This window comes from Cryobacterium sp. TMS1-20-1 (genome assembly GCF_004402355.1).
GTDB lineage: Bacteria > Actinomycetota > Actinomycetes > Actinomycetales > Microbacteriaceae > Cryobacterium > Cryobacterium levicorallinum.
In genome coordinates, this window is sequence record NZ_SOGF01000013.1 from 1 (window position 1) to 20,595 (window position 20,595).

16 protein-coding genes and 2 pseudogenes are annotated in these 20,595 nt (G+C 63.5%); 15 read left to right on the top strand and 3 right to left on the bottom strand.

The features are described from left to right. Positions 1-173: pseudogene (locus E3O45_RS01970) on the top strand (IS3 family transposase); the annotation flags it as partial. Between the two features lie 166 nt (positions 174-339). On the opposite strand, the pseudogene E3O45_RS01975 reads toward E3O45_RS01970, so the two are convergent. The 3 genes and pseudogenes from E3O45_RS01975 to E3O45_RS01985 all read right to left on the bottom strand — a co-directional run. Then, positions 340-777, bottom strand: a pseudogene (locus E3O45_RS01975) (transposase); the annotation flags it as partial. Between the two features lie 642 nt (positions 778-1,419). Further along, positions 1,420-1,704: a hypothetical protein gene (locus E3O45_RS01980; protein WP_134441328.1), complete on the bottom strand. Its 285-nt coding sequence runs from the start codon at positions 1,702-1,704 to the stop codon at positions 1,420-1,422. Then, positions 1,701-3,527, bottom strand: coding sequence for an MBL fold metallo-hydrolase (locus E3O45_RS01985; RefSeq protein WP_166789364.1), 1,827 nt, complete (start codon positions 3,525-3,527; stop codon positions 1,701-1,703). The genes E3O45_RS01980 and E3O45_RS01985 overlap by 4 nt, the downstream gene beginning before the upstream one ends. 130 nt (positions 3,528-3,657) lie before the next feature. On the opposite strand from E3O45_RS01985, the gene E3O45_RS01990 reads away from it, so the two are divergent. The 14 genes from E3O45_RS01990 to E3O45_RS02055 all read left to right on the top strand — a co-directional run bounded on the left by E3O45_RS01990 (position 3,658) and on the right by E3O45_RS02055 (position 20,576). Further along, positions 3,658-4,713: a nitronate monooxygenase family protein gene (locus E3O45_RS01990; protein ID WP_198418207.1), complete on the top strand. Its 1,056-nt coding sequence runs from the start codon at positions 3,658-3,660 to the stop codon at positions 4,711-4,713. Between the two features lies 1 nt (position 4,714). Further along, a complete protein-coding gene (locus E3O45_RS01995; protein ID WP_166789365.1) occupies positions 4,715-6,250 on the top strand; it encodes a class I adenylate-forming enzyme family protein in 1,536 nt (511 codons plus the stop codon). Between the two features lie 49 nt (positions 6,251-6,299). Further along, on the top strand, positions 6,300-7,625 hold the full coding sequence (locus E3O45_RS02000) for an MFS transporter (protein ID WP_166789366.1): 1,326 nt from the start codon (positions 6,300-6,302) through the stop codon (positions 7,623-7,625). A gap of 150 nt (positions 7,626-7,775) precedes the next feature. Continuing rightward, on the top strand, positions 7,776-8,795 hold the full coding sequence (locus E3O45_RS02005) for an ABC transporter permease (protein ID WP_134441336.1): 1,020 nt from the start codon (positions 7,776-7,778) through the stop codon (positions 8,793-8,795). 53 nt (positions 8,796-8,848) lie between these two features. After that, complete coding sequence (locus E3O45_RS02010) at positions 8,849-9,907, top strand: sugar ABC transporter substrate-binding protein (RefSeq protein ID WP_134441338.1); 1,059 nt, start codon at positions 8,849-8,851, stop codon at positions 9,905-9,907. 73 nt (positions 9,908-9,980) lie between these two features. Next, positions 9,981-12,086 carry an SMP-30/gluconolactonase/LRE family protein gene (locus E3O45_RS02015; protein WP_134441339.1) on the top strand — a complete coding sequence of 702 codons (2,106 nt, stop codon included), beginning with the start codon at positions 9,981-9,983 and terminating at the stop codon, positions 12,084-12,086. Continuing rightward, entirely contained in the window at positions 12,083-13,195 is a 1,113-nt protein-coding gene (locus E3O45_RS02020; protein ID WP_134441341.1) for a hypothetical protein, read from the top strand. Before E3O45_RS02015 ends, E3O45_RS02020 begins: the two co-directional genes overlap by 4 nt. After that, positions 13,192-14,688: a sugar ABC transporter ATP-binding protein gene (locus E3O45_RS02025; protein WP_134441343.1), complete on the top strand. Its 1,497-nt coding sequence runs from the start codon at positions 13,192-13,194 to the stop codon at positions 14,686-14,688. The genes E3O45_RS02020 and E3O45_RS02025 overlap by 4 nt, the downstream gene beginning before the upstream one ends. An 85-nt stretch (positions 14,689-14,773) precedes the next feature. Next, positions 14,774-16,033 carry a sugar ABC transporter ATP-binding protein gene (locus tag E3O45_RS02030; protein ID WP_134441344.1) on the top strand — a complete coding sequence of 420 codons (1,260 nt, stop codon included), beginning with the start codon at positions 14,774-14,776 and terminating at the stop codon, positions 16,031-16,033. 42 nt (positions 16,034-16,075) lie between these two features. Next, positions 16,076-16,339, top strand: a complete 264-nt coding sequence (locus tag E3O45_RS02035; RefSeq protein WP_134441346.1) for a hypothetical protein — start codon at positions 16,076-16,078, stop codon at positions 16,337-16,339. Then, positions 16,329-17,366 (top strand): ABC transporter permease, encoded by a 1,038-nt coding sequence (locus E3O45_RS02040; RefSeq protein WP_166789367.1) that lies wholly within the window; start codon positions 16,329-16,331, stop codon positions 17,364-17,366. The genes E3O45_RS02035 and E3O45_RS02040 overlap by 11 nt, the downstream gene beginning before the upstream one ends. A gap of 36 nt (positions 17,367-17,402) precedes the next feature. After that, complete coding sequence (locus E3O45_RS02045; RefSeq protein WP_166789368.1) at positions 17,403-18,590, top strand: sugar ABC transporter substrate-binding protein; 1,188 nt, start codon at positions 17,403-17,405, stop codon at positions 18,588-18,590. Further along, entirely contained in the window at positions 18,590-19,369 is a 780-nt protein-coding gene (locus E3O45_RS02050; RefSeq protein ID WP_134441352.1) for an SDR family NAD(P)-dependent oxidoreductase, read from the top strand. The genes E3O45_RS02045 and E3O45_RS02050 overlap by 1 nt, the downstream gene beginning before the upstream one ends. Positions 19,370-19,406: 37 nt before the next feature. Beyond that, a complete protein-coding gene (locus tag E3O45_RS02055; RefSeq protein WP_134441354.1) occupies positions 19,407-20,576 on the top strand; it encodes an LLM class flavin-dependent oxidoreductase in 1,170 nt (389 codons plus the stop codon). The last annotated feature ends 19 nt before the right edge of the window (positions 20,577-20,595 follow it).

Genomic DNA, 20,595 nt, shown 5'->3' on the forward strand with positions numbered 1-20,595 from the left:
TCAAAAATGAGCGTGTTTACCGCACCGCGTATGCCACGAAATCCCAAGCTCGCAGCGACGTCATCCGATATATCGAAGGGTTTTACAACAGTCGACGCCGGCACTCCGCACTCGGTTACCGAAGGCCGAATGAAGTCCACTATGGTTATCAGCAGCCAGCATTGGCAGCGTAGAAGAATCCACTAATTCCGCTGTCCGAAATGCCCACGGCAGGTCAGACGCGTCGAACGTGGTTTGGAATGCGAGGTCACCGCCCCGGTGAGACCGCAACCATCGGTCATGTTTCTGGGTCCACGCGTCGCCATCCGAATACACCAGCCCGTGCCTCAGTAACAGCTTCGACAGGCGGTGCCGGGCGCTCATTAGATCCTGTCGGGTGTCCTCGCGGGAACGCACCAAATCCCTCGCCGTCTCCTCCTGGACCGTCGGAACCGTCACCGCGACGATCTCGTCCAGCTTCAGCAGCCGGGCCAAATGGAACGCATCCCGGGCATCAGTCTTCACCCGATCCCCCGACGGGCGTTGCAGTTTCGACGGCGCCGCGACGACGCAATCAACACCGGACGCGTTCAGCTGACGGAACAAGCCAAAACCGGTCGGCCCGGCCTCATACGTCGCCGCCGAGGGGCCAGGAAGCGAAGCCGTCCACGCGAGGACCTCGGCCGTCTCGCCGCCGAATCGTCGACGAACCACCTCACCAGTGTCAACATCGATAGCGCAGCCAGCCACAGAACGTGCGTGCACATCCAGGCCAATGAAATTACGATAGGTAGTCACTGGGGCCTCCAAAGTTCAACTGTCGGATAGGCCAACTCTTCACCGACTGGCAACCCACGTCTATATGAACGGAGGCCTCAGCCAGAAAAGTTTGCCACCCTCATATCGTCTAGCTGGGCCATTGCGTGTGATGTAGCGAACACGTGGCGCCAAATGGCCGTGGCATGGTCAGGGTACGGATGGGAAAGAATACCCTGAGCCACGATCGTCGGTCGCGGAGTTCCCACCGACGTCCCCACCGCGCGCCGCGACATCGCCCGCGAGTGGGATCCGCTCGGGGGTGATGTCATTGAGGCTGGCGAGCTCGACACGATCCTGAGGCGAAAGACGTCGAGCTCCGACGGGATGGCATCCTGTGCAGACGGACAGGATGCCTGCGGGCCTATCGTGAGCAGGCTGCGTCCAGAGCGGAGTGCGCCGGGGGGCCCAGGAACGGTTCGCTGCACCGCAAGCTCATTCCCGGACTCGGGATGCCGTTCGCCGAGCTGCTCAACTTCGAGCGGGTCGCCCAGCGGGCTGCGGAATCGGGTCAGCACACGTTCTTCGTCAGCGCAGCTCCCCTCGGCGCTGACGGGTGGCGCAAGCTCGACGGCCTACGCGCTCGCTGTCCACTGACTGTCGATCGCGGCGCACGCGTGGAAGTTAGGAGTGAGAGTCGTCGGTGAGCACGACGAACTTCCCGCTGGCAGTGCGGTTGCGGAGGGCCTCGAGCACGCCGACCACGTCACTGAAGCCCACGGCGTGTGGTTCGGGGCCGGCCATTCGCCCCTGACCCACGAGGTCGAGCAAATGCTGCATCCCCAGTCGGAATCCGAGGAGATCGTGCTCTTTTTGCAGCCCCCAGTACACGCCAACCACCTCGCAGCCGTGGAGGAGCAAGCGGTTGACCTTCACCTGGGGAATCACGCCCGACGTGAAGCCGATCACCAGGATACGACCACCCCAGCGAGGCTTCGCAGACCGCTGTCGAACGCATCCCCACCCACGGGATCGACCACGACGTCGACCCCGCGACCGTTCGTTAGCTCGGCGACCCGGCTACTCACGTTCTCCGAGGTGTGGTCGATGGTGTAGCTCGCTCCGTGCCTGAGAGCCACCTCGCGTTTCTCCGCTGAGCTCGCCGAGGCGATCACGGTGGCACCGGCGGCGTAAGCGATCTCCACCGCAGCGAGGCCGATGCCGCCACCGGCGCCGTTCACCAGAACGGTGTCACCCTCGCGGAGTCGTCCCCGATCCAGCAACGCGTGGCCCGAAGTGCCGTAGATGATCGGAAAGCTCGCGGCGGATGCGAACGAGAGTGCATCGGGGATGCGGAACACGTCGATCGCGTTGACGACTACCTCTTCGCTGAAGCAGCCCACGAGCGGCACTGCGAGAACGCGATCGCCGACCTGAACGGAATCGACCTCGGCCCCGACCTCGACGACCACGCCCGCGCATTCCGAGCCCGGCACAAGGGGCAATGGCCTCTTCACCTGGTAAGTACCGGCGATCACCAGCACGTCGGGGAAGTTGATGCCGGCAGCGTGCACCCGGATGCGCACGGAGCTCGGAGTGAGCGTGTGTCGGGCGATCGTCCTGAGCGAGAGATTGGAAGGCGGACCGAGCTCTTCGCAGACGAGAGCGCGGATGCTGTCGGCTGACTCGGGCGCAACGAGCTGAAATCGCGGGTCGTCGGGTGAATCAGGCATGGTGTTCCTCTCGGAATTCGTCATGAGCGCTCGGCGGTGCGGTAGCGCACGACATCGCCATCGTCCTCGGCGATCAGGAGCCCGATGTTCGTGAGTCGTGAGTCGTGTGGCGTAGGCGATGGCACGGCTGATCGTGAAGCCGAGCCAGACGTCGTCGGCTGCCTTTCGGGACATCAATGGCACCAGCTCCGCAGCCGAGATCGGGGCATCCCGCGCCGTCTCGAGGATTCGCCCGTCGACCTTACGGTGGTATGCGACGATCCTGTCGATCGATTCGTGCAGGTTCATGTTCGGCTCCTGATGGCCGGGCAGTACCAGGGTGTCGGCAGGGAGGGCATCTCTGATGCTCAGTACCGAGGACAGATAGTCGGAGAGCACATCCTGGCCGGCCGAATCGGAAAGCTGCCCCACGCTCGGCACGAACTCAGGAGCGATCTGGTCGCCGCAGATGAAGATATGGCTGGACGGGGAGTAGAGGCCGAGAGCGGCAGGAGAGTGTCCGCCGAGATGAACCACCCGGAACGTGTCGGATCCGATTCGGAACGCCGTGCCGGCGGCCGGGGACTCGTACGCAGACGGCAGTGGACTCATGTGGGAGAGGTAGTCGAACCCGGCATCCAGCCACGGCGCCAGCTGCCGGACATCGGCTCCGTGCCGGCGGAGGTGCTCGCTCTCCTGAGCGCGGCGCTCGGTGCGCCCAAGGGCACAGTGCTTCCAGGCTCGGGAGAACTCTTGGTCGGACATGATGAGAGCCGCCCCGGTCTCTGCGACGAGCCATCCTGCGAGGCCGACGTGGTCGCTGTGCCAGTGCGTCACTACGAGTCGGTTAACGGGCTTCGACGCCAGTGGCCCGTCCAGTAGCATCTGCCAGACTCGGCGGGTGTCGGGACTGTCGATTCCCGCCTCCACGATCAGCCAACCGTCCTCATCGTCCAGGACGTAGCAGTTCACATGGAACGGTGCATATGGAAGGGGCAGTCGGGACCAGTACACGCCGTCAGCGAGTCGACGCAGTTCGCCCTCTTCGGGAGCGAACGCAACTGCGCCAGAAATATCCACGTCGACAATCCTCCTCGCTTGACACCGAGCATTCACGCTTGACACGGACTAGCGCGTCGGTAACATGATGCTATCGACCATTCGGTTGGTTGATGAAATCGTCACATTGGATCAAAGGTGAACCATAAACATGACTGACACTGGCGAAATGAGTCCGCTAAACACGCGGCTCACCGACCTCTTAGGAATCCGCTACCCGGTCATCCAAGAGGGGCTCGGCCCCTATAAGACCGTGAAGCTAGCCGCTGCGGTCTCGAACGCGGGCGGCCTCGGCACCGTGAGCATGCCGGGCATGACCGAGGGTGAGGTGGAAGGCGCCAAGCACCTTCGCGACTTCATCGACGAAGCCTGCAGCCTCACCGACAAGCCGTTCACCGTGAACATTCCGGTGGGCACCACGAGCGACGGCGAGGTGCTGCCGTTCAGTGCTGCTTATGTCAGGGCAGTGGTCGAGTCGATCTCCGACCCGGAGGTAGCTAAACGACTGAAGGCCATCACCACATCGGCCGGGGCTCCCGGCGTGGTGCGAGGCATCATCCGCGACAGCGGTCTGATCCATCTGCACAAGGTCGGCGGAACGCGCCAGGCAATCCGTGCGGAGAAGGATGGCGTCGACGGGCTGATCGTGTCGGGCTACGAGGCCGGTGGGCACACCCACTCCCGGCCCGTCAGCACGATCATCCTGGGGCCGAGCGTTGCCGATCACGTCTCCATACCGACGATCCTCACGGGGGGATTCCGTGATGGACGGGGACTGGCTGCTGCCCTCTGCCTCGGCGCCGATGGCATCGCGATGGGCACACGTTTCGTCGCCAGCCGCGACAACACCGATTGGAATCCCGCTTACGCCCAGCGCATCAACGATGCCAAAGAGGGTGACGACATCATCTTCGATGCAATCTACGGGCCCTCCCGGGCTCTACCGAGCCGCGGAATCGCCGAACTCGCCGAGCTGGTGGCAGCCGGAACCATGGACACGATGCAGCTCACGGCCTGGAAGGACGGGAGATTGATCGGCGCGCAGCGCGACGGCGACCTCGAGCCCGGACTTCTTCCGGCGGGCCAGGTGTCGGGCGCCATCAACGACCTGATCGATGTCGATCCCTTCGTGCGTAAGATCACCGAAGAGGCGGCCGCGATTCTCGGCCGGCTCTCCTCGGTCCGCATCGGTGGAGAGGTGCGCTGACATGCTGCTCGTCAGCGACTCGGTTTCGCGCAACGCCGCTCGCGACCCGGAGAAGGTCGCATTGATTGTCGAAGAAGCTCACTGGACCTACGCACAACTCGACGAAGCCGTCAACCGACTCTCGAACGCGATGATCGGGCTCGGCATCGAACGCGGGCAGTACGTCACGCTGCTCAGCCGCAACCGGGCCGAGCATGTCATCTCCTACCTTGCGACCGCCCGAATCGGGGCGATCCTCAACCCGATCAACTACTGGCTACGGTCGGGCGAGATTACCGCGCTTCTCGAACAGGTGTTGCCGAGCCTCGTGATCAGTGAACCCGAGTGGTTCTCCGTGGTGACGGACTACGCTGTCCATTCGAGCACGACGGTGGTCGGACTAGACAAGGCCGCGGCCGGATTCCTCCTCTGGGGCGAGCTGCTAGCTACCGCGTCTCCGGATGCGCCGACACGTCATGTCGACGAGTCGGATCCGCATATCGTCTTCTACACAAGCGGAACAACCGGCAACCCCAAGGGAGTGCTGAAGACGCAACGCGGGCACGTTCTGAACGCTGCCCAGTTCGCGTTGTCGCTCGGATTGACCGAAGACGATCGCGGGCTCTGTGGCTTTCCTCTCTTCAATGTGGGCGGCTACGAGTCAATCGTGCACAAGTACTTCTACGTCGGCGGAAGCATCGTCATCATGCCGAGATTCGATGCGGCCGAGATCCTGCGCACCATCGAGCGTGAACACGTCACCGTTGCCCTCTTCAACCCCACCCACTTCCGGATGCTTTTAGACAGCCCTGCCATCGGCGACGCGGATCTCTCGAGCCTTCGTCTCTGTTACATCGGTGGCATGGTGACCTCCGAGCGACTGCTTCGTGAAGTTGCCGATGTCTTCGGCGTTGGGATGAGTGGGCTTTACCACATCTACGGTCAATCCGAGGCTCCACCACTTCTGACCGTTCTCCGCGGCGTCGATGCCGAAAGGAAGATTGGTTCCATCGGCCGTCCTGTCGCCGGTGTCGACGTGCGCCTACTTGCCGAAGACGGCAGTTTCGTCGGTCGGGGCGGAACGGGTGAGATCGTGGTGCGGGCGAACGACGTAATGCTGGGCTACCTGCACAACCCGACGGCAACGGCGGAAGTCCTCGTCGATGGATGGCTGCACACCGGAGACGTCGCCCGGATGGACGAGGACGGCTACTTGTTCATCGCAGGCCGCCAGAAAGAGATCATCCGCACCGGCGGTCAGACGGTTTTCCCGAGCGACGTCGAACCCGCCATCCTCGCCCACGAGTCCGTCCGCGAGGTGTGCGTCATCGGAACTCCAGACCCCAGCGGGGTCTGGGGTGAGCAGGTGTGCGCGGTCATCGCACTGAAGACCGGCTACGCGCCCGATGACCAGCGTCTGATCGATTTCCTAAAACCACAGATTGCCGGCTATAAAGTGCCCAGGCGATTCGAGTACGTCGATGAGATCCCGAAGACTGAGACTATGAAAATCGATAAAAAGCGACTTCGTGCCGCCTACGGCTCCGTCTTCGCCTGATTACGACTCGCTCCCGCCTACACGACGAGAACTTCCAATGGAGGAAGAAATGGCTCTGACCAACACTATGAGCACGCCCGAAATTACGACGAGTCCGCGACGAGCCGCGATAACCGCGGGTCTTGGAACCTTCATTGAAGGCTACGACCTCAGCGTCTACGGCTACACCGCGATCTTCCTCGCGCCACTGATCTTCCCGTCGGGTGACCCGATAGTCTCGCTTCTGCTATCCCTCGGCGTGTTCGCACTCGCCTACGTCGCCAGGCCGTTGGGTGGCATCATCTTCGGGCATTTCGGCGACCGGATCTCCGGGAAGGCGATCCTCGTGATTACCATTTCCACCATGGGGATCGCGACCTCGGTCATCGCTTTCATCCCCACCTACGCGCAGGTTGGCCTGGTCGCTCCGATCGTCTTGTTGCTGTGCCGCTTGGTGCAGGGGTTCTCCGTCGGTGGAGAAGTCGCGGGCGCAACCACATATGTGCTGAGGATGAGCCCGGCCGAGAAACGCTCGCGGTACGGTGCGTTCAACCCGCTCGGCGCATCGATCGGCTTCGCGGGTGCCTCAGCGATCACCGGGTTCGTGTCGGGGATCGTGACGCCCGAGCAGATGGCGGAGTGGGGCTGGCGGATTCCCTTCCTCGTCGCGTTGCCGTTGACCATCATCTGCTTTGCGGTGCGCCGACGCATCTCCACCGATGTGGAGGACAAGGTGGCGCCAGCGAAGAGAGTCGGTGTCAAGCTGCCCTTCGCCGCGTTGCTCCACGATGACTGGCGTGCCTTGCTCAAGACGGTTCTGATCGCGATGGCGGTGAATGCTGCGAGCTACCTCGGCTTCACCTACATGTCGATCTACCTGATCAGCACGCTGGGCTACCCGGCGACCCCGGTGTACTGGTTCGTGACGGCGGGAATCGCACTGTCCGCGATCGCAATGCTCTTCACCGGCCGGCTCGGCGACAAGGTCGGCTTGAAGCCGCTGGCCGTGATCGGTCTGGTCGGCTACGGTGCGCTGACGATTCCAGTCCTGGCTGTGATGGGGCTCGGCAGTCTGCCGCTGGCCGCACTCGCGTTCCTGGTCTTCGTGCTGAACGCATCCTTCCTGCAGGTGGCTGCCTACTCGATGCTGCCGATGCTCTTCCAGCCGCACCTGCGAATGTCGGGCATGGGCCTGGGCTACAGCCTCGGTGCGGTGATCGCCGGTGGTACGGCCCCGTTCTTCGCCGTGTGGCTGGTGCAGACCACCGGGATGAACATCGCACCGGGCTTCTTCATCATCGCGGTGGTCGTGATCGCCTTGATCACGATGGCCTTCGTGCGCGTCGCAGAGCCGACTCAACCGCTCGAGGACGCGGTGGCCAGCCTCGATCGCTGACGGAGAAGTCGAGGCAAGCTGCCACGAAATAAAACAATCGTTTGGGCGGAGAGATGTCTTGACGGATAGCTGGCCTCCTTATACTGTGTCAACCAAACAGTCGCTCGATTAAGCGCTGTTCCGTGTCAATGATGATAGGAACGATGAATTGTGACCAGTGCGCTCGGCTCCACGTCATTCAGGTCGACTGATTGGCTGAGCCGCGGGCGACGAATCAATCAGTTCTGGTTGCTCGTGATCGTGGTGGTGATCGTCTTCGTGCTGTGCTCCGTTCTGGTGCAGGGCTTCTTCTCCATGTCGAACCTGCAGAACGCATTGGTCGGGCAGATCCCGTTGGCGATCCTCGGACTGGCGATCGCTATCACGATCATCGGTGGGGCGGTGGACTTCTCCGTGCTCGTCGTCGCGGTGTGCTCGGCGCAGGTTGTGATGTCGCTCGCCGCGAACGAGGTGCCGCTCGCCGTGGCGCTCCTCGGCGGCCTCGGCTTCGCCGTGCTGATCGGCGTTCTGAACGGCGTGATCGTCGCATTCGTCGATCTGCCCTCCCTCGTCGTCACGATCGGGATGTCGCTGCTGGTCATGGGCGTGGCCAGGCTCACGTTCTTCGGCGAAGCTAGCCAGGTTCTGCCCGCCCAGGCTGGCGGCATCCGCCAGGCGCTCGGAGGCTCACTCCTCGGAGTGCCCGCGGCTCTGGTTGTGCTTGTGATCGTCGCTGTCGCCCTGCAGCTCGTGCTCTCCCGGTCGGTTCCGGGGCGCTTTCTCTACGCCAAGGGCGACAACGCTGAGGCGGCACGGCTCTCGGGTATCGCGATCCGGGTTATCACGGTCGGTGCTTTCATCGCCTCCGCGGGGCTGGCATTCGTGGCCGGTCTCGTGATGGCCGCGCAGGGCGGGGCTCTCGCCTCGAGCCAAGGCACATCCGCGATGCTCTACGACATCATCACCGTCGCCGTCATCGGCGGGGTGAGCCTGGCAGGAGGCCGGGGCGGAGTGGCCGGCGTGCTCGTCGGCGCGCTTCTCGTAGCGCTGCTGCTGAACGCCCTCACGCTCCTCGACTTCTCCGAGAACCAGAAGGTGCTCGTCAAGGGCGTCGTTCTTCTTACCGCGCTCGCGATGGACGCCGTTCTCCATCCGCGTTCGCTTGAAGACCTGAAACCTGGGGACCTCTGACCATTCGCTTATTCGCCTCACAATGAAGTCGAGGCGTCGAAGAAAGGACCACCATGTCGAAAATCCACAAAGCAGCACTCGCCCTGCCGCTGGCACTCGGTTTGCTGCTCGTCGCGGGCTGCACTTCGGGCGCCGAAGAGTCGGGACCGGAGCAACCTCTCTCGGTCGAGGGCGGGTCGGTAGAGATCAGTCTCCCCGCCGACACCAATTTGGCCGATATGAACGACGTCGCGAGTGATGTGTTCGCCGGCAAGAGCGTGATCTTCGTGCCGCAGGGCCTCGGTTACCCCATTCACGATTCGCAGAACGCGGAACTCGCGCTGCAGATGGGAAACATCGGCGTCGACTACGAGGTGATGGATCCGGCGAACGACCCGCAGAAGCAGGTTGCGAACCTCCAGGCCGCCATTCAGAAAAAACCGGATGTGCTTGTCGTGATCAGCCTCGATCCTCAGATCACCGCCAAGCTTCTGACGGAAGCCCAAGATGCGGGAATCTACGTCATCCAGTCGAACCTGCAGTCGACCACCATCACCGACGCCTACGTCGGACCCGACTTCCGCGACGAAGGACTGCTGCTCGGTCAGCTGGTCGCGGAGAAGTGCGAGGGCAAGAAGGTCGGCCTGCTGCACGCTCTCCCCAATTCCAGCTTCGACATCGCGGCGACCGACGGCTTCAAGTCGGTCGCCGACGAAAGCGGGATGACCATCGTCAGCGAACAGTCGTCGGGCCTGGACCCGAGTGTCGCGGCCACCATGAGCACGGCGATGATGCAGCAGAGCCCCGACCTCTGCGGGATCGCCGGCACCTATGACGAGAGCATGATCGGCGCGGGCAACGCAGTGTCCAGCGCCGGCAAGACGGGCAAGATCGGGGTCTGGACGATGGGCGGGGGCAACGCCTCGTGCATCGGGGTGAGAGACGGTATCTTCGACGGCGCAACGGCGAGCAACGGCCCGCGTCTTGGAATCCAAGTCGCCTCCGTGATTCAGATGCTGCTCGAGTCGAACATCGGTGCGGGCAACAGCCGCTTCGCGGTGTACACGCCGCTGATCCGAATCACCGCGGAGAACTACTTCGAGCCAAACATCTGCTACTCCGTGACGAAATAAGCCCATTGTGCGAACGCAAACCGTGAACGTGAAACGCCCGCCCTTGGCCGTTCGATGGTCGCTCCAAAGAAGCGTGGCCGACCTGCTCGGCCGCAAATGGATGCAGGGCTGGGTGCCCGTCGTCACGCTGCTCGTGGCGCTCGTCTGGGCGCTCATCGTCGACCCGTATCTTCTCAACGCGCAGAATATTAACGACATCGGTTTCGATCTGGCCATCACCGGATTCCTCGGCCTCGGGCTCGCTCTCACGGTGCTGGCCGGTGGGATCGACATCAGTGTCGTCGGAACCTACGCGCTGTCATCGGTCGTCTCACTGGTTCTCGCGCAGCAGGGCATCCTCTCGCCGCCCCTGGCGCTGGTCGCGGCCCTCGTGGTCGGCGCAGCCATCGGAGCGGTGAACGGTTTCCTCGTGGTGGGCCTGGGGATGAGACCGCTGCTCACCACCCTCGTAGTGCTGGTGTCGCTCCGGAGCGTCCTCACGATCGTCAGCGATTCCGCGAACCGGAGCCTGGAGACTCGTGCGATCGACGATCCGACCTGGGCCTTCTTCGAGGCGGGAACTGTTGTGGGGCTGAAGGTGCCTGTTCTGCTGTTCCTCGTGGTCGCCCTCGTTCTGCACCTCGTGCAAACGCGCACGAGGCTCGGCAGTCACTTCGTCGCCACCGGGGCCTCGGAGCGAGCGTCCCGCGAGGCCGGCATCGCGACCAAGCGGGTGAAGTTCACAAGCTATTTGGTCGCCGGCCTCCTGGCCTCCATCGCGGGCATCTTCTTCGCCGCGCGGGTCGGGGCGGTCAGCGACCAGATCGGCGGTGGTCAGGAGTTCGCGCTCCTGGCCACGCTCCTTCTGGCAGGTGTGAGTCTGGCCGGTGGTGTGGGAACCGTTCCGCGGCTGCTGGTCGCGACCCTGGCCGTGGCCGTTCTGGGCAGGACTCTCATCAACCAGGGCGCCGACGCGAACATCTACGGTGTGCTGATCGCGCTGCTCTTGCTCGCAGCGGTCACGATCGACGCAAAGTTCTTGAAGCACCGGGGGAGAGTACTGGAGAAGCTCGAAGTGGCTCCCACCGCGGTGGAGTTGAGCGGGGCGCTGCCCGACTTCGATGTCGGCAGCGGCTCGTTCTGGGCTCTCAACGACAAGCTCGCTTCGGCGGGGAGAATCGGGCTCGGAGTCGTCGAGGGACCCGAAGATTGCGCTGTCGACCGCGAGGGTCGGGTATATTGCGGAGACCGCCGAGGCTGGGTCTGGAGGTTCTCCGGAGTCGACTACGAGCACGCCGAACTATTCTCTCGGCCGGGTGGTGGCCCGCTGGGCCTGGTGTTCGACCTCGAAGGCAACCTGATCCTCTGCAGCGCAGGGCGGGGATTGGTCTCGATCGATCCAGCTGGAATCGCGACCACGTTGACCGACCGCACCCGGCGCTCGCTGTTCTCGATCGTTGACGACCGTCGTCTCAGGTTGGTCGACGATCTGGATGTCTCGCCCGATGGCAGGATCTGGTTCAGCGAGGCGACGAAGCGGTTCGACCAAGAGAAATGGATGTTCGACACGCTGGAGAGCCGCCCGAACGGACGGCTGCTCTGCTACGATCCGGCGACCAAGAAGACGACAACCGTACTGAAGGAACTCTTCTTTCCGAACGGCGTCTGCAGCACCCACGAAGGCGATTCCGTACTCGTCGTCTCGACCAGCCGGGCCAACGTGAAGCGCTACTACCACTCGGGACCGAAGCGCGGCCAGCTGGAGATGTTCATCGATGGTCTGCCCGGCTACCCCGACAACATCAATCGCGCGAGCGACGGCGGGTACTGGATCGGCTTCGTCGGCGTGCGGAATCCCGCCTTCGATCTCGCCATGAAAGACGTCGGGTTCAAGCGTCGCATGGTGCATGAACTGCCAGTCGATGACTGGATGTTCCCGAATTTCAACCAAGGGTGCCTCGTGAAGCTGTCCAGCACCGGTGAGCTCGTCGAATGTTTCTGGGACAAGGGGATGACCGAGCATTCGATGGTGACGTCGATGCGCGAGTTCGACGGTCGCCTCTTCATCGGCGGCCTGACAAACAACCGTGTCGGCTACATCCCAGTACCCACGGGCACCTGCGACTGCGGGCAAACGCCCTGCGGCGGCGGTCAGGCAGTCTCGGTCAGTACCGAGAGGGTGCAGGAGGTGATCCGATGAGCGTGGTCGACAAGCTGCCGGGCCGATCGTCGCGTTCCGCCCGAACGCGTGAACGCGCTCTGCGCTCGGACATCCCGCCGATGGATGGGGCGTGGACCCCGAACGAAGACCTCGACGGTCCTCCCGCCCTATGGAGCGGACCCGGCCCGGTGGACGTGCTTCCGCTCGGCGACGGCGCCGCCGTGGTGGTTGGAGATTCGCGACTGGAAACAGTGGTCGCGGCGGATCCGGCGTCCCGCCGGCTGTTGATCGACTTGGAGACCACCGTGACCGCAGCCTGCGCTTTCGGAGACGACATCGCGCTGGCGACCACCGGCGGGATACTTCTCGTCACCCAGACAGGCGTTCTCCGTCAGGGGCCGCGACTCCCGGACGCGACCTTCGGGCACGTGACAGCGCTCGCTTCGGATCCCTCCGGCTCGCTCTGGGTCGCTGTGGGGTCATCGGTGCGCACCACCGAGGAGTGGCAGACTGACCTGCTGATCCGCGGGCGAACAGGCAGCGTTCTCCGGATCGATCCGGGCGCATCCGATGCCGTTCTCGTGGCCGACGGTCTCGAGTGGCCGAGCGGCCTGCTCCCCGACGATTCCGGCTGCATCGTCTCCGAGGCGTGGGCTCATCGCCTCATCCGCGTCGACGATCACGGACGCACAGTTCTGCAGGACGACCTCCCAGGGTATCCGGGGCAGCTGAGTGCCGTGCCCGGCGGGGGTGCCTGGCTTTCGCTCTTCGCACCGCGGTCGGCGCTGGTCGATTTCGTGATGAAAGAGGAACGATACAAAGAGGAAATGATCCGAACACTCGAGGCCCGGGCCTGGGTCGCGCCGCAACTGCGCACCCTCCACCATCCGGTCGAACAGGTGCAAGGTGGCGAGTTGCTGGTGTTCGGGCAGATGAAGCCTTGGGCGCCGACGCGCTCGTACGGCTTGATCGCCCGGCTCGACGAGAACGGGCGAGCGCTTTACAGCCATCACAGCCGAGCCAACGGCTCCCGTCACGGAATCGTGCGGAGTGTGGAAGACGGCGACCGCCTTTGGGTCGTGAGTCGTGGGTCGGGCGAGGTATTTTCGCTCGATCGAACGGGTCCCGAACTTGGAGAAGGACAATGACCGTGCAACCGGAAGCGACCGTGCCTCTCATCGAAGTGCGAGGCGTCACCAAGCGATATGCCGGAGTGGCGGCGGTCAATGCCCTCGACCTGACGATCTTGCCGGGTGAGATCCACGCGCTCGTGGGGGAGAACGGCTCGGGCAAGTCGACGGCCTGCAAACTGCTCGCGGGCGTCATCCGACCTGACGAAGGCCATTTGGAGATGGATGGCGGGCGGGTCGACTTCCACAGTCCCGCGGATGCGCGCAAGCGCGGCGTCGCCATGGTCTACCAGGAGTTCAGCCTGATCGACTCCATGACCGTCGGCCAGAATCTGCAGCTGGGTCGAGAGCCGCGCGTGTTCAGCGACCAGTCGGTGAACAGTGCGGCGCAGGCGGTGCTGTCGGAGCTCACATTTCCGCTTGACCCGCGGGCGGTCGTGTCGACGCTCGGCAGTGCGCACAAGCAGATGGCCGAGATCGCGAAGGCAGTGGGAAGCGGCGCCCGCGTGATCATGTTCGACGAGCCCACCGCGACCCTCACTCCGGAAGACAAACGTCAGCTCTTCTACGTGATCGAGAAGCTCCGCGACCAAGGCATCGGCATCCTTTTCGTCTCGCACGTGCTGGAGGAGGCGCTTGATCATGCTGATCGGATCTCGGTCATGCGTGACGGCGTTCTCCAGGTGACAGCGCCGGCGTCGGAGTTTACGAGGGAAGCCCTGGTGCGCAGCATGGTGGGGCGTGACGTGCAGTTCACCCGGGTGAAGAGGCCGCCGTTGCCGGACACCGAGCCGGCGCTCGTCGTTCGTGGGCTCAGCGTCGGGAACATCGTGCGCTCGATGTCGTTCCGGGTTCGCCGGGGCGAGATCGTGGGGTTCGCCGGTCTCGTTGGATCAGGGAGGACGGAGACCGCCCTCGTGGTCTCCGGCGCGTTGAGGCGCAACCGGTTCGGAGGCGGCAGGGTGGTGATCGACGGCCGGGCCGTGCGCTTCCGCACTCCGGCGGCCGCGATCCGCGCCGGTGTGGGATACATCACAGAGGATCGCAAGAAGAACGGCTTCTTCGAGACGATGAACACTGAGCAGAACATCTATATGGGCTGGCTCGCCAAGCATCGCGGATTCTGGACGTCGCCAAAACGTGCTCGGAAGCTGGTGGAGCGCTATTCCACCGAGCTCTCGGTGCGGGGGAACCTGAACGGCTCGGTGAAGAAGCTCTCGGGCGGTAATCAGCAGAAGGTCGTGATCGCGAAGACACTCAGCGCCGACCCGGAGATCGTGATCTTCGACGAACCAACCCGAGGCGTGGATGTGGGAGCGATCGACTCGATTCACGCGCTCATCCGCGCCACGGCCGACAGTGGCAAGGCTGTGGTTGTCATCTCCAGCTACCTTCCGGAGGTGCTGGCCATCTCCGACCGGGTGCTGGTCACGAAAGCCGGCCAAGTGGTCGCAGAGTTCGACCCCGAACGCGCCACAGAGGAGGACATTCTTTTCGCCGCCGTGCATTGACATCTGAGGTTCGAATGGATAGGTTTTACCGACAATCAAACAATCGATTGATCGGTACCAGTAACCAGACACAAGGAAGTGGCTGATGTTCCGAGGTGAAGATTTGACGCGCGACGCATCCGGCGGCCTCCCCATGGTCACGATTGCCGGGCTGACGAAGCAGTTCGTCGGTACCCGCGCTCTCGACCAGGTAGACCTCCAGATCGCCGCTGGTGAGATCCACGCCCTCTGCGGCGGGAATGGATCCGGCAAATCGACGTTGATCAAAATCCTGGCCGGAATCGAGCGGGGTGACGGCAATGGCAAGATCGTTGTCGGCGACCGAACAGTGCGGGCCGACTCGATCACCGCGGAGTTCTCACACGCGGCCGGAGTGCGCGTCGTGCATCAGGACCTTGGGATATTTCCCGACATGCGGGTGTCGGAGAACCTGATGCTCGGCAGTGGGTATCCGCGCGGACCGATCGGGAACATCCGCTGGAAGGCAGTCAAGAAACGTGCGAACGAGCTGATCGCGCGGTTTGACATCGCGGCTACTCCCGACACACTGATGGACGAGTTGGCGCCGGCGATGCAGACCCAGATCGCCATCGCCCGGGCGTTGCAAGACGTCACGATCGGCGAGCCGGGCCTCTTGATCCTCGACGAGCCGACCACGGCCTTACCGCCGCATGAGGTCGACAAACTGTTCGCGGCACTTCGGCGTTACGCAGCCGAGGGACTCAGCATCGTGATCGTCACCCATCGTCTCGACGAAGTGTTAAAGCTCTCCGACCGGGTCACCGTGCTCCGCGACGGCACTCGACTCGGCACCTGGCAGACCCGCAACCTGACGGAGTCCGACCTCGTCGGGCTGATCGTCGGGCGCGAAATTGATCTCGTTCACCGCGATGCGTCGGCGGTAACGGGAGAGGTCGCCCTCGCGCTGCGAAACGTCTGCGCAGACCGCGTCGAAGACGTATCATTCGATGTGCGTCAGGGCGAGATCGTCGGCATCGCCGGACTGATCGGGTCGGGCCGAACTGAGCTCCTGCGCACGGTCTTCGGGGACCTGGCGCTTCGATCGGGCACCATTCGCGTCGGCGGCAGCCCTGTGGGCCGCACGCCGACGCGCGCAATGGCCGCGGGTATCGCCTTCATCCCGGAGAATCGCAAAGCCGAGGCTGCGTTCCTCGACCAGTCGATCACCGAGAACATCGGCATCGCAGTATTGAAGACCTACTGGCGCCGGCTGCGCATCGACAATACGCGTATGAAGCTTGATGTTGAACGTCTCGTCAAATCATTCGACGTGAAGTCCTACTCGCCAATGCAAGAGCTCCAGACGCTTTCCGGCGGAAACTAGCAGAAGGTCATTCTGGCCCGCTGGCTACAGCGTTCCCCCGCGGTGCTGCTGCTCGACGAACCCACTCAGGGAGTAGATGTCGGCGCGCGCAATGACATCTACCGGCAGATCCGCACCACGATCGAGGCCGGTGCCGCGGCGATCCTGGTCGCCTCCGATTTCGAAGAGCTCGCCGAACATTCCGATCGAGTGCTCATTATGTCGCGAGGTCGCATCACGCGCGAGATCCCGACGGACCGGCTGAGCGCACATGTCCTAACGCAAGCGATGTTCGATGAGGAAGAGGCCGAGTCTCATGTCAGCTGAAACTGAAACGGCCCTTGAAGTGGGCGCTGTCGCGGCGCCGGTGCAGATTAGCCGCCAGCGATCGGTCGGGCGAGAGATCGGACGATTCGGCCTGCCGTTGCTCCTCGTCATCCTGATCTTCGTGTTCGCCACGAACGGGGAGAGCAGCGCCGCGTTCACCTCGCTTCCCAACATCCGTCAGCTGCTCGCGAATCAAGCTGTAACCGGGCTGATCGCACTCGCGATGGTCGTCCCCCTGGTGGCCGGCTACTTCGACCTCTCGGTCGGTGCCGCGGCAGGGGCCTCAAGCATCGTGTTCGCCCAGCTGGTCGGTCCGCTGCAGGTCACGCCGGTGCTCGCCATCGCCGTTGCCATGGTGGTCGCGATCCTGATCGGAGCGGTCAACGGTTTCCTGGTGGCGGTGCTGAGGCTCAACGGGCTCATCGTCACCCTCGGAACGTATATTCTGCTCCAGGGCGTGCTGCAGTGGCTAACCGGTGGTTCGACGATCTCCGACGGAATTCCCGAGGAGGTGGGCCGCTGGGGCAGCAACCAGTTCCTGTTCGTACCCCAGGCTTTCTGGCTCCTGATCATCGTCGCCGTGATCGTCTGGTATCTCTTGAGCTACTTCCCGCGCGGGCGCGAACTCGAATCGATCGGATCGAACGAGCGCGCTGCCCATCTTGTCGGTGTGCGGGTGCGTCGCAACATCTTCTTCGCCTTCCTCTCCGCGGGATTCATCGCCGGCATCGCCGGGGTGCTCCTCACGTCACGGGCGGGCAGTGCCGACCCGACATCCGGCCCGGGCTACCTCTTCCCGGCTCTGGCAGCGGTCTTCCTGGGCGCCACGTGCTTCCGGCCTGGCAAATACAACGTGTGGGGCGCCATACTCGGCGTCTACTTCCTCGCCATCGCGGTCAACGGTCTTACCCTCCTCGGTGCCGACTCCTGGGTCACGCCCGTTTTCAATGGCGCAGCCCTGATCGTGGCGGTGATGATCTCCACCATGATCGGCCGTCGTCGAGGCGGCTCCAGCAGCGCCCCCTGATTTTCACGAATGCGACCACCTTCCGCTACCCGAACAATGGAGTTCATCACAGCGATTAAAAACAAGAACGCGCGAGCACGACTCATCGCCGGGCTCGCGCTCGGATTGGCCGCCGTCTTCGGCGTGACAGCATGCGGCTCGAATGTTAGCTCGCCTGCTGCGACCGAGGACTCCACAAACGCCGGATCGGGCACCGTCACGACGCGAAGCGTCGACGAACTCGCCGCCACGGGCCTCGAGACGGCACCGCCGACGGAGGGGCCGTCTCCGGCGAGCGGCAAGAAAGTGTGGTGGGTGTCGTGCGGGCCGATCGCGGCCGACTGCGCCCTGCCCATGGGCGCTGCGCAGGAGGCCGCCGACGCGATGGGCATCGATTTCAATACCGCCGACGGCAAGCTCAACGAGGGTGGCGGGTTTATCTCGGCACTGCAGACGGCCATCGCTGCGCGGCCTGACGCCATCATCGTTCACGCCCTGGACTGCAACCTCTTGAAGGCGCCGCTCCGAGAGGCCAAGGAGTTGGGAATCGCAGTTTTAGGTGTTGAGACCACACCGTGCACCGGCGATCAGCTCTTCGAGGACATGATTTATGCTCCGGAAATCCAAGATACGAACGCCTACTTCGAGTCGTGGGGCATCCAGGCGGCCGAGTACCTCATCGCGCAGTCCGATGGGAAGGCGAAGGTGATCGTAAACGAGGGCACCGACTCCGTGTTTCCGCCGGTCCAGAAGGGCTTCATGGACACGCTCACTGGGTGTTCAGGATGCGAGGTCGTCGACACGGTGACGTTCACCATGGCCGATCAGGTTCCGAACGGTCCTTGGATCCAGCGCCTGCGAGCGACTCTCGTGCAGAACCCTGACGCGACCGCGGTCTTTATCCCGTCCGACAACATGAGCGTGACGCTCGGTGGAGCCCGCGCCGCTCAGGAGGCGAATCCCGACATGGTCGTGATCAACGGCGGAAGTGGAACCAGCAGTGGTATCACCGGCGTGCGGAACGGCGACGTCACCGCGATCGGCGCGGCTCACGACGCGGGGTGGATAGGTTATGCCGCCATAGACTCCGTCAATCGCCTCCTCGCCGGCGAGGAGCTCGTGCCCGAAGGTATCGGAGTCATCGCCGTCGATGCCGAGAACAATCTGCCCGAGGCCTCGGACGTACCGTACGAGAGCAAGGTCGATTGGAAGAGCGCCTACGAGAAGCTGTGGGGAGTAAATTGATGGTGGATTTTAGCGCCGTCTCGCTGGAGGGACGAGTGGCCGTCGTCACGGGCGGGCTGGGCGGACTCGGTGCCGGAGCCGTCGAGTCGATGACGGCGCTCGGAGCCCACGTCTACGTTCTCGACAAGGCGCCTTTGGGCACAGCCCCGGACGTGGGCTGCCACGTCGGCCGGTTCTCGGTCGACGTTCGCAACCGAGCCGCAATCAGAGAGGCCTTCGACGAGATCGTCGAGAGGGAGGGCCGACTCGACGTGCTGGTCAACGCGCACGGCGTGCGGCAGGACTTTTCCTCGGTCGAAGACACCCGCGATGCCGAGTACGAGCGAGTGATGTCGATCAACACCTATGGTGCCTTTCTCACCTGCGGCGAGGCGGCGCGGGTGATGAAGCCGAACGGTTTCGGACGAATCGTGAACCTGGCGTCGCAGGCCGCTCGGGCACCCTGGCCCGACCTCGGCATCTACGGCGCTTCGAAGGCGGCGGTCGTCGCGATGACCCAGACCCTTGCGACCGAGCTCGGGCGCTACGGCATCACCGCTAATGCGATCTGCCCTGGTGTGATGCTGACGGACATGACCGAGAAGTCGTATGCCGACATCAGCAACTCGACCGGCCGACCCGTCGCCGATCTCCTTGCGGAGAAGGCGGCGACGCTGCCGGTGCGTCGGCTCGGTCACGGTGGGGATGTCGGCGGGCTTGCCGCCTGGCTCGCATCCGACGCCTCGTCGTTCATGACCGGGGCGACTTTGAACCTGACCGGCGGCGAGCAGTTCTTTTGATCTGCCACCGGTACCCGCACGACATGAGAGGAAACAAATGAAGTTCACCAACAGCCCGATGCGTTTCGGCATTTTCATGGGACCGGTACACAAGCCGGGACTGAACCCGACACTCTCTTTCGAACAGGACCTGCAGATCATCGAGCATCTGGATCGCTTGGGATTCGACGAGGCCTGGCTCGGCGAACACCACTCGGGAGGGATCGAGACCGTGGGTTCTCCCGAGCTTATGGTGGCCGCGGCTTCCCAACGCACGAAACGAATCAAACTCGGCACGGGGGTCATCTCGATTCCCTACCACAACCCGTTCATGGTCGCCGAGCGCATCGTGCAGCTGGACCACATGACACGGGGTCGGGTGATGTTCGGAGTGGGCCCGGGCCAACTCGCTCAGGACGCCGAAATGATCGGTCAGAGTCCGGTCGACAATCGCTCGCGTCAACACGAGTCGCTCGATGTTATTCTCCGGCTGTTCCGCGGTGAGAAGGTCACGGAGAAAACCGACTGGTACGACCTTCGCGATGCCGAACTGCAGTTGCTGCCCTATTCCGATTTCGACGTCACCGTCGTCAGCGTCATGTCCCCGTCCGGCCCGCAGGCCGCCGGTAAGTACGGCACCGGCATGATCTCGGTTGCGGCGACTGATCCGGTCGGCGTCGAGAAGCTGGCGGGCCACTGGGACATCTGGGAAACGGAGGCTCGAGCTCGCGGGCGCGAGGCGAGGCGTTCGGACTGGCGAATGATGGGCCCCATGCACCTGGCCGAGACCGAGGAGAAGGCGCGCGCGGACGTGCGTCACGGTCTCTCGGTGCTCGAGGACTACCGTGCACACATCAACCCGACGCCCCCGACCGACTTCTACGATCTCGACAAGCTGATCGACGAGTGGAACGCCTCGGGCGCGGCAGTGATCGGTACGCCCGAGATGGCGCGCAAGCAGATCCAACGTCTGATTGACAAGTCGGGCGGCTTCGGCGCCTACCTATTGATGGGGGTCGACTGGGCGAACTTCCCGGCGACACTCCGCAGCTACGAGCTCTTCGCTGAAGAGGTCATCCCACATTTCACGGGTGTTCTCGACTCGATGGACAAGTCTTACCACCGAACGATGGACGAGGGGTTCCGCAGCGCCGACGTCGCGGGGCAGGCACAGAAGGCGTTCGCCGAGAAGTACTCAGCAGAGCGTTTGGCTGTGGTCAGCTCCTGATAGTCATCCGATACGACGG

Excerpts from the sequence above, each read along its gene's own strand:
- E3O45_RS02000 (WP_166789366.1), top strand. The coding sequence starts at position 6,300 with ATGGCTCTGACCAACACTATGAGCACGCCCGAAATTACGACGAGTCCG.
- E3O45_RS02050 (WP_134441352.1), top strand. The coding sequence starts at position 18,590 with ATGGTGGATTTTAGCGCCGTCTCGCTGGAGGGACGAGTGGCCGTCGTC.
- E3O45_RS02045 (WP_166789368.1), top strand. The coding sequence starts at position 17,403 with ATGGAGTTCATCACAGCGATTAAAAACAAGAACGCGCGAGCACGACTC.
- E3O45_RS01990 (WP_198418207.1), top strand. The coding sequence starts at position 3,658 with ATGACTGACACTGGCGAAATGAGTCCGCTAAACACGCGGCTCACCGAC.
- E3O45_RS02030 (WP_134441344.1), top strand. The coding sequence starts at position 14,774 with ATGTTCCGAGGTGAAGATTTGACGCGCGACGCATCCGGCGGCCTCCCC.
- E3O45_RS02025 (WP_134441343.1), top strand. The coding sequence starts at position 13,192 with ATGACCGTGCAACCGGAAGCGACCGTGCCTCTCATCGAAGTGCGAGGC.
- E3O45_RS02040 (WP_166789367.1), top strand. The coding sequence starts at position 16,329 with ATGTCAGCTGAAACTGAAACGGCCCTTGAAGTGGGCGCTGTCGCGGCG.
- E3O45_RS02010 (WP_134441338.1), top strand. The coding sequence starts at position 8,849 with ATGTCGAAAATCCACAAAGCAGCACTCGCCCTGCCGCTGGCACTCGGT.
- E3O45_RS02055 (WP_134441354.1), top strand. The coding sequence starts at position 19,407 with ATGAAGTTCACCAACAGCCCGATGCGTTTCGGCATTTTCATGGGACCG.
- E3O45_RS01995 (WP_166789365.1), top strand. The coding sequence starts at position 4,715 with ATGCTGCTCGTCAGCGACTCGGTTTCGCGCAACGCCGCTCGCGACCCG.
- E3O45_RS02020 (WP_134441341.1), top strand. The coding sequence starts at position 12,083 with ATGAGCGTGGTCGACAAGCTGCCGGGCCGATCGTCGCGTTCCGCCCGA.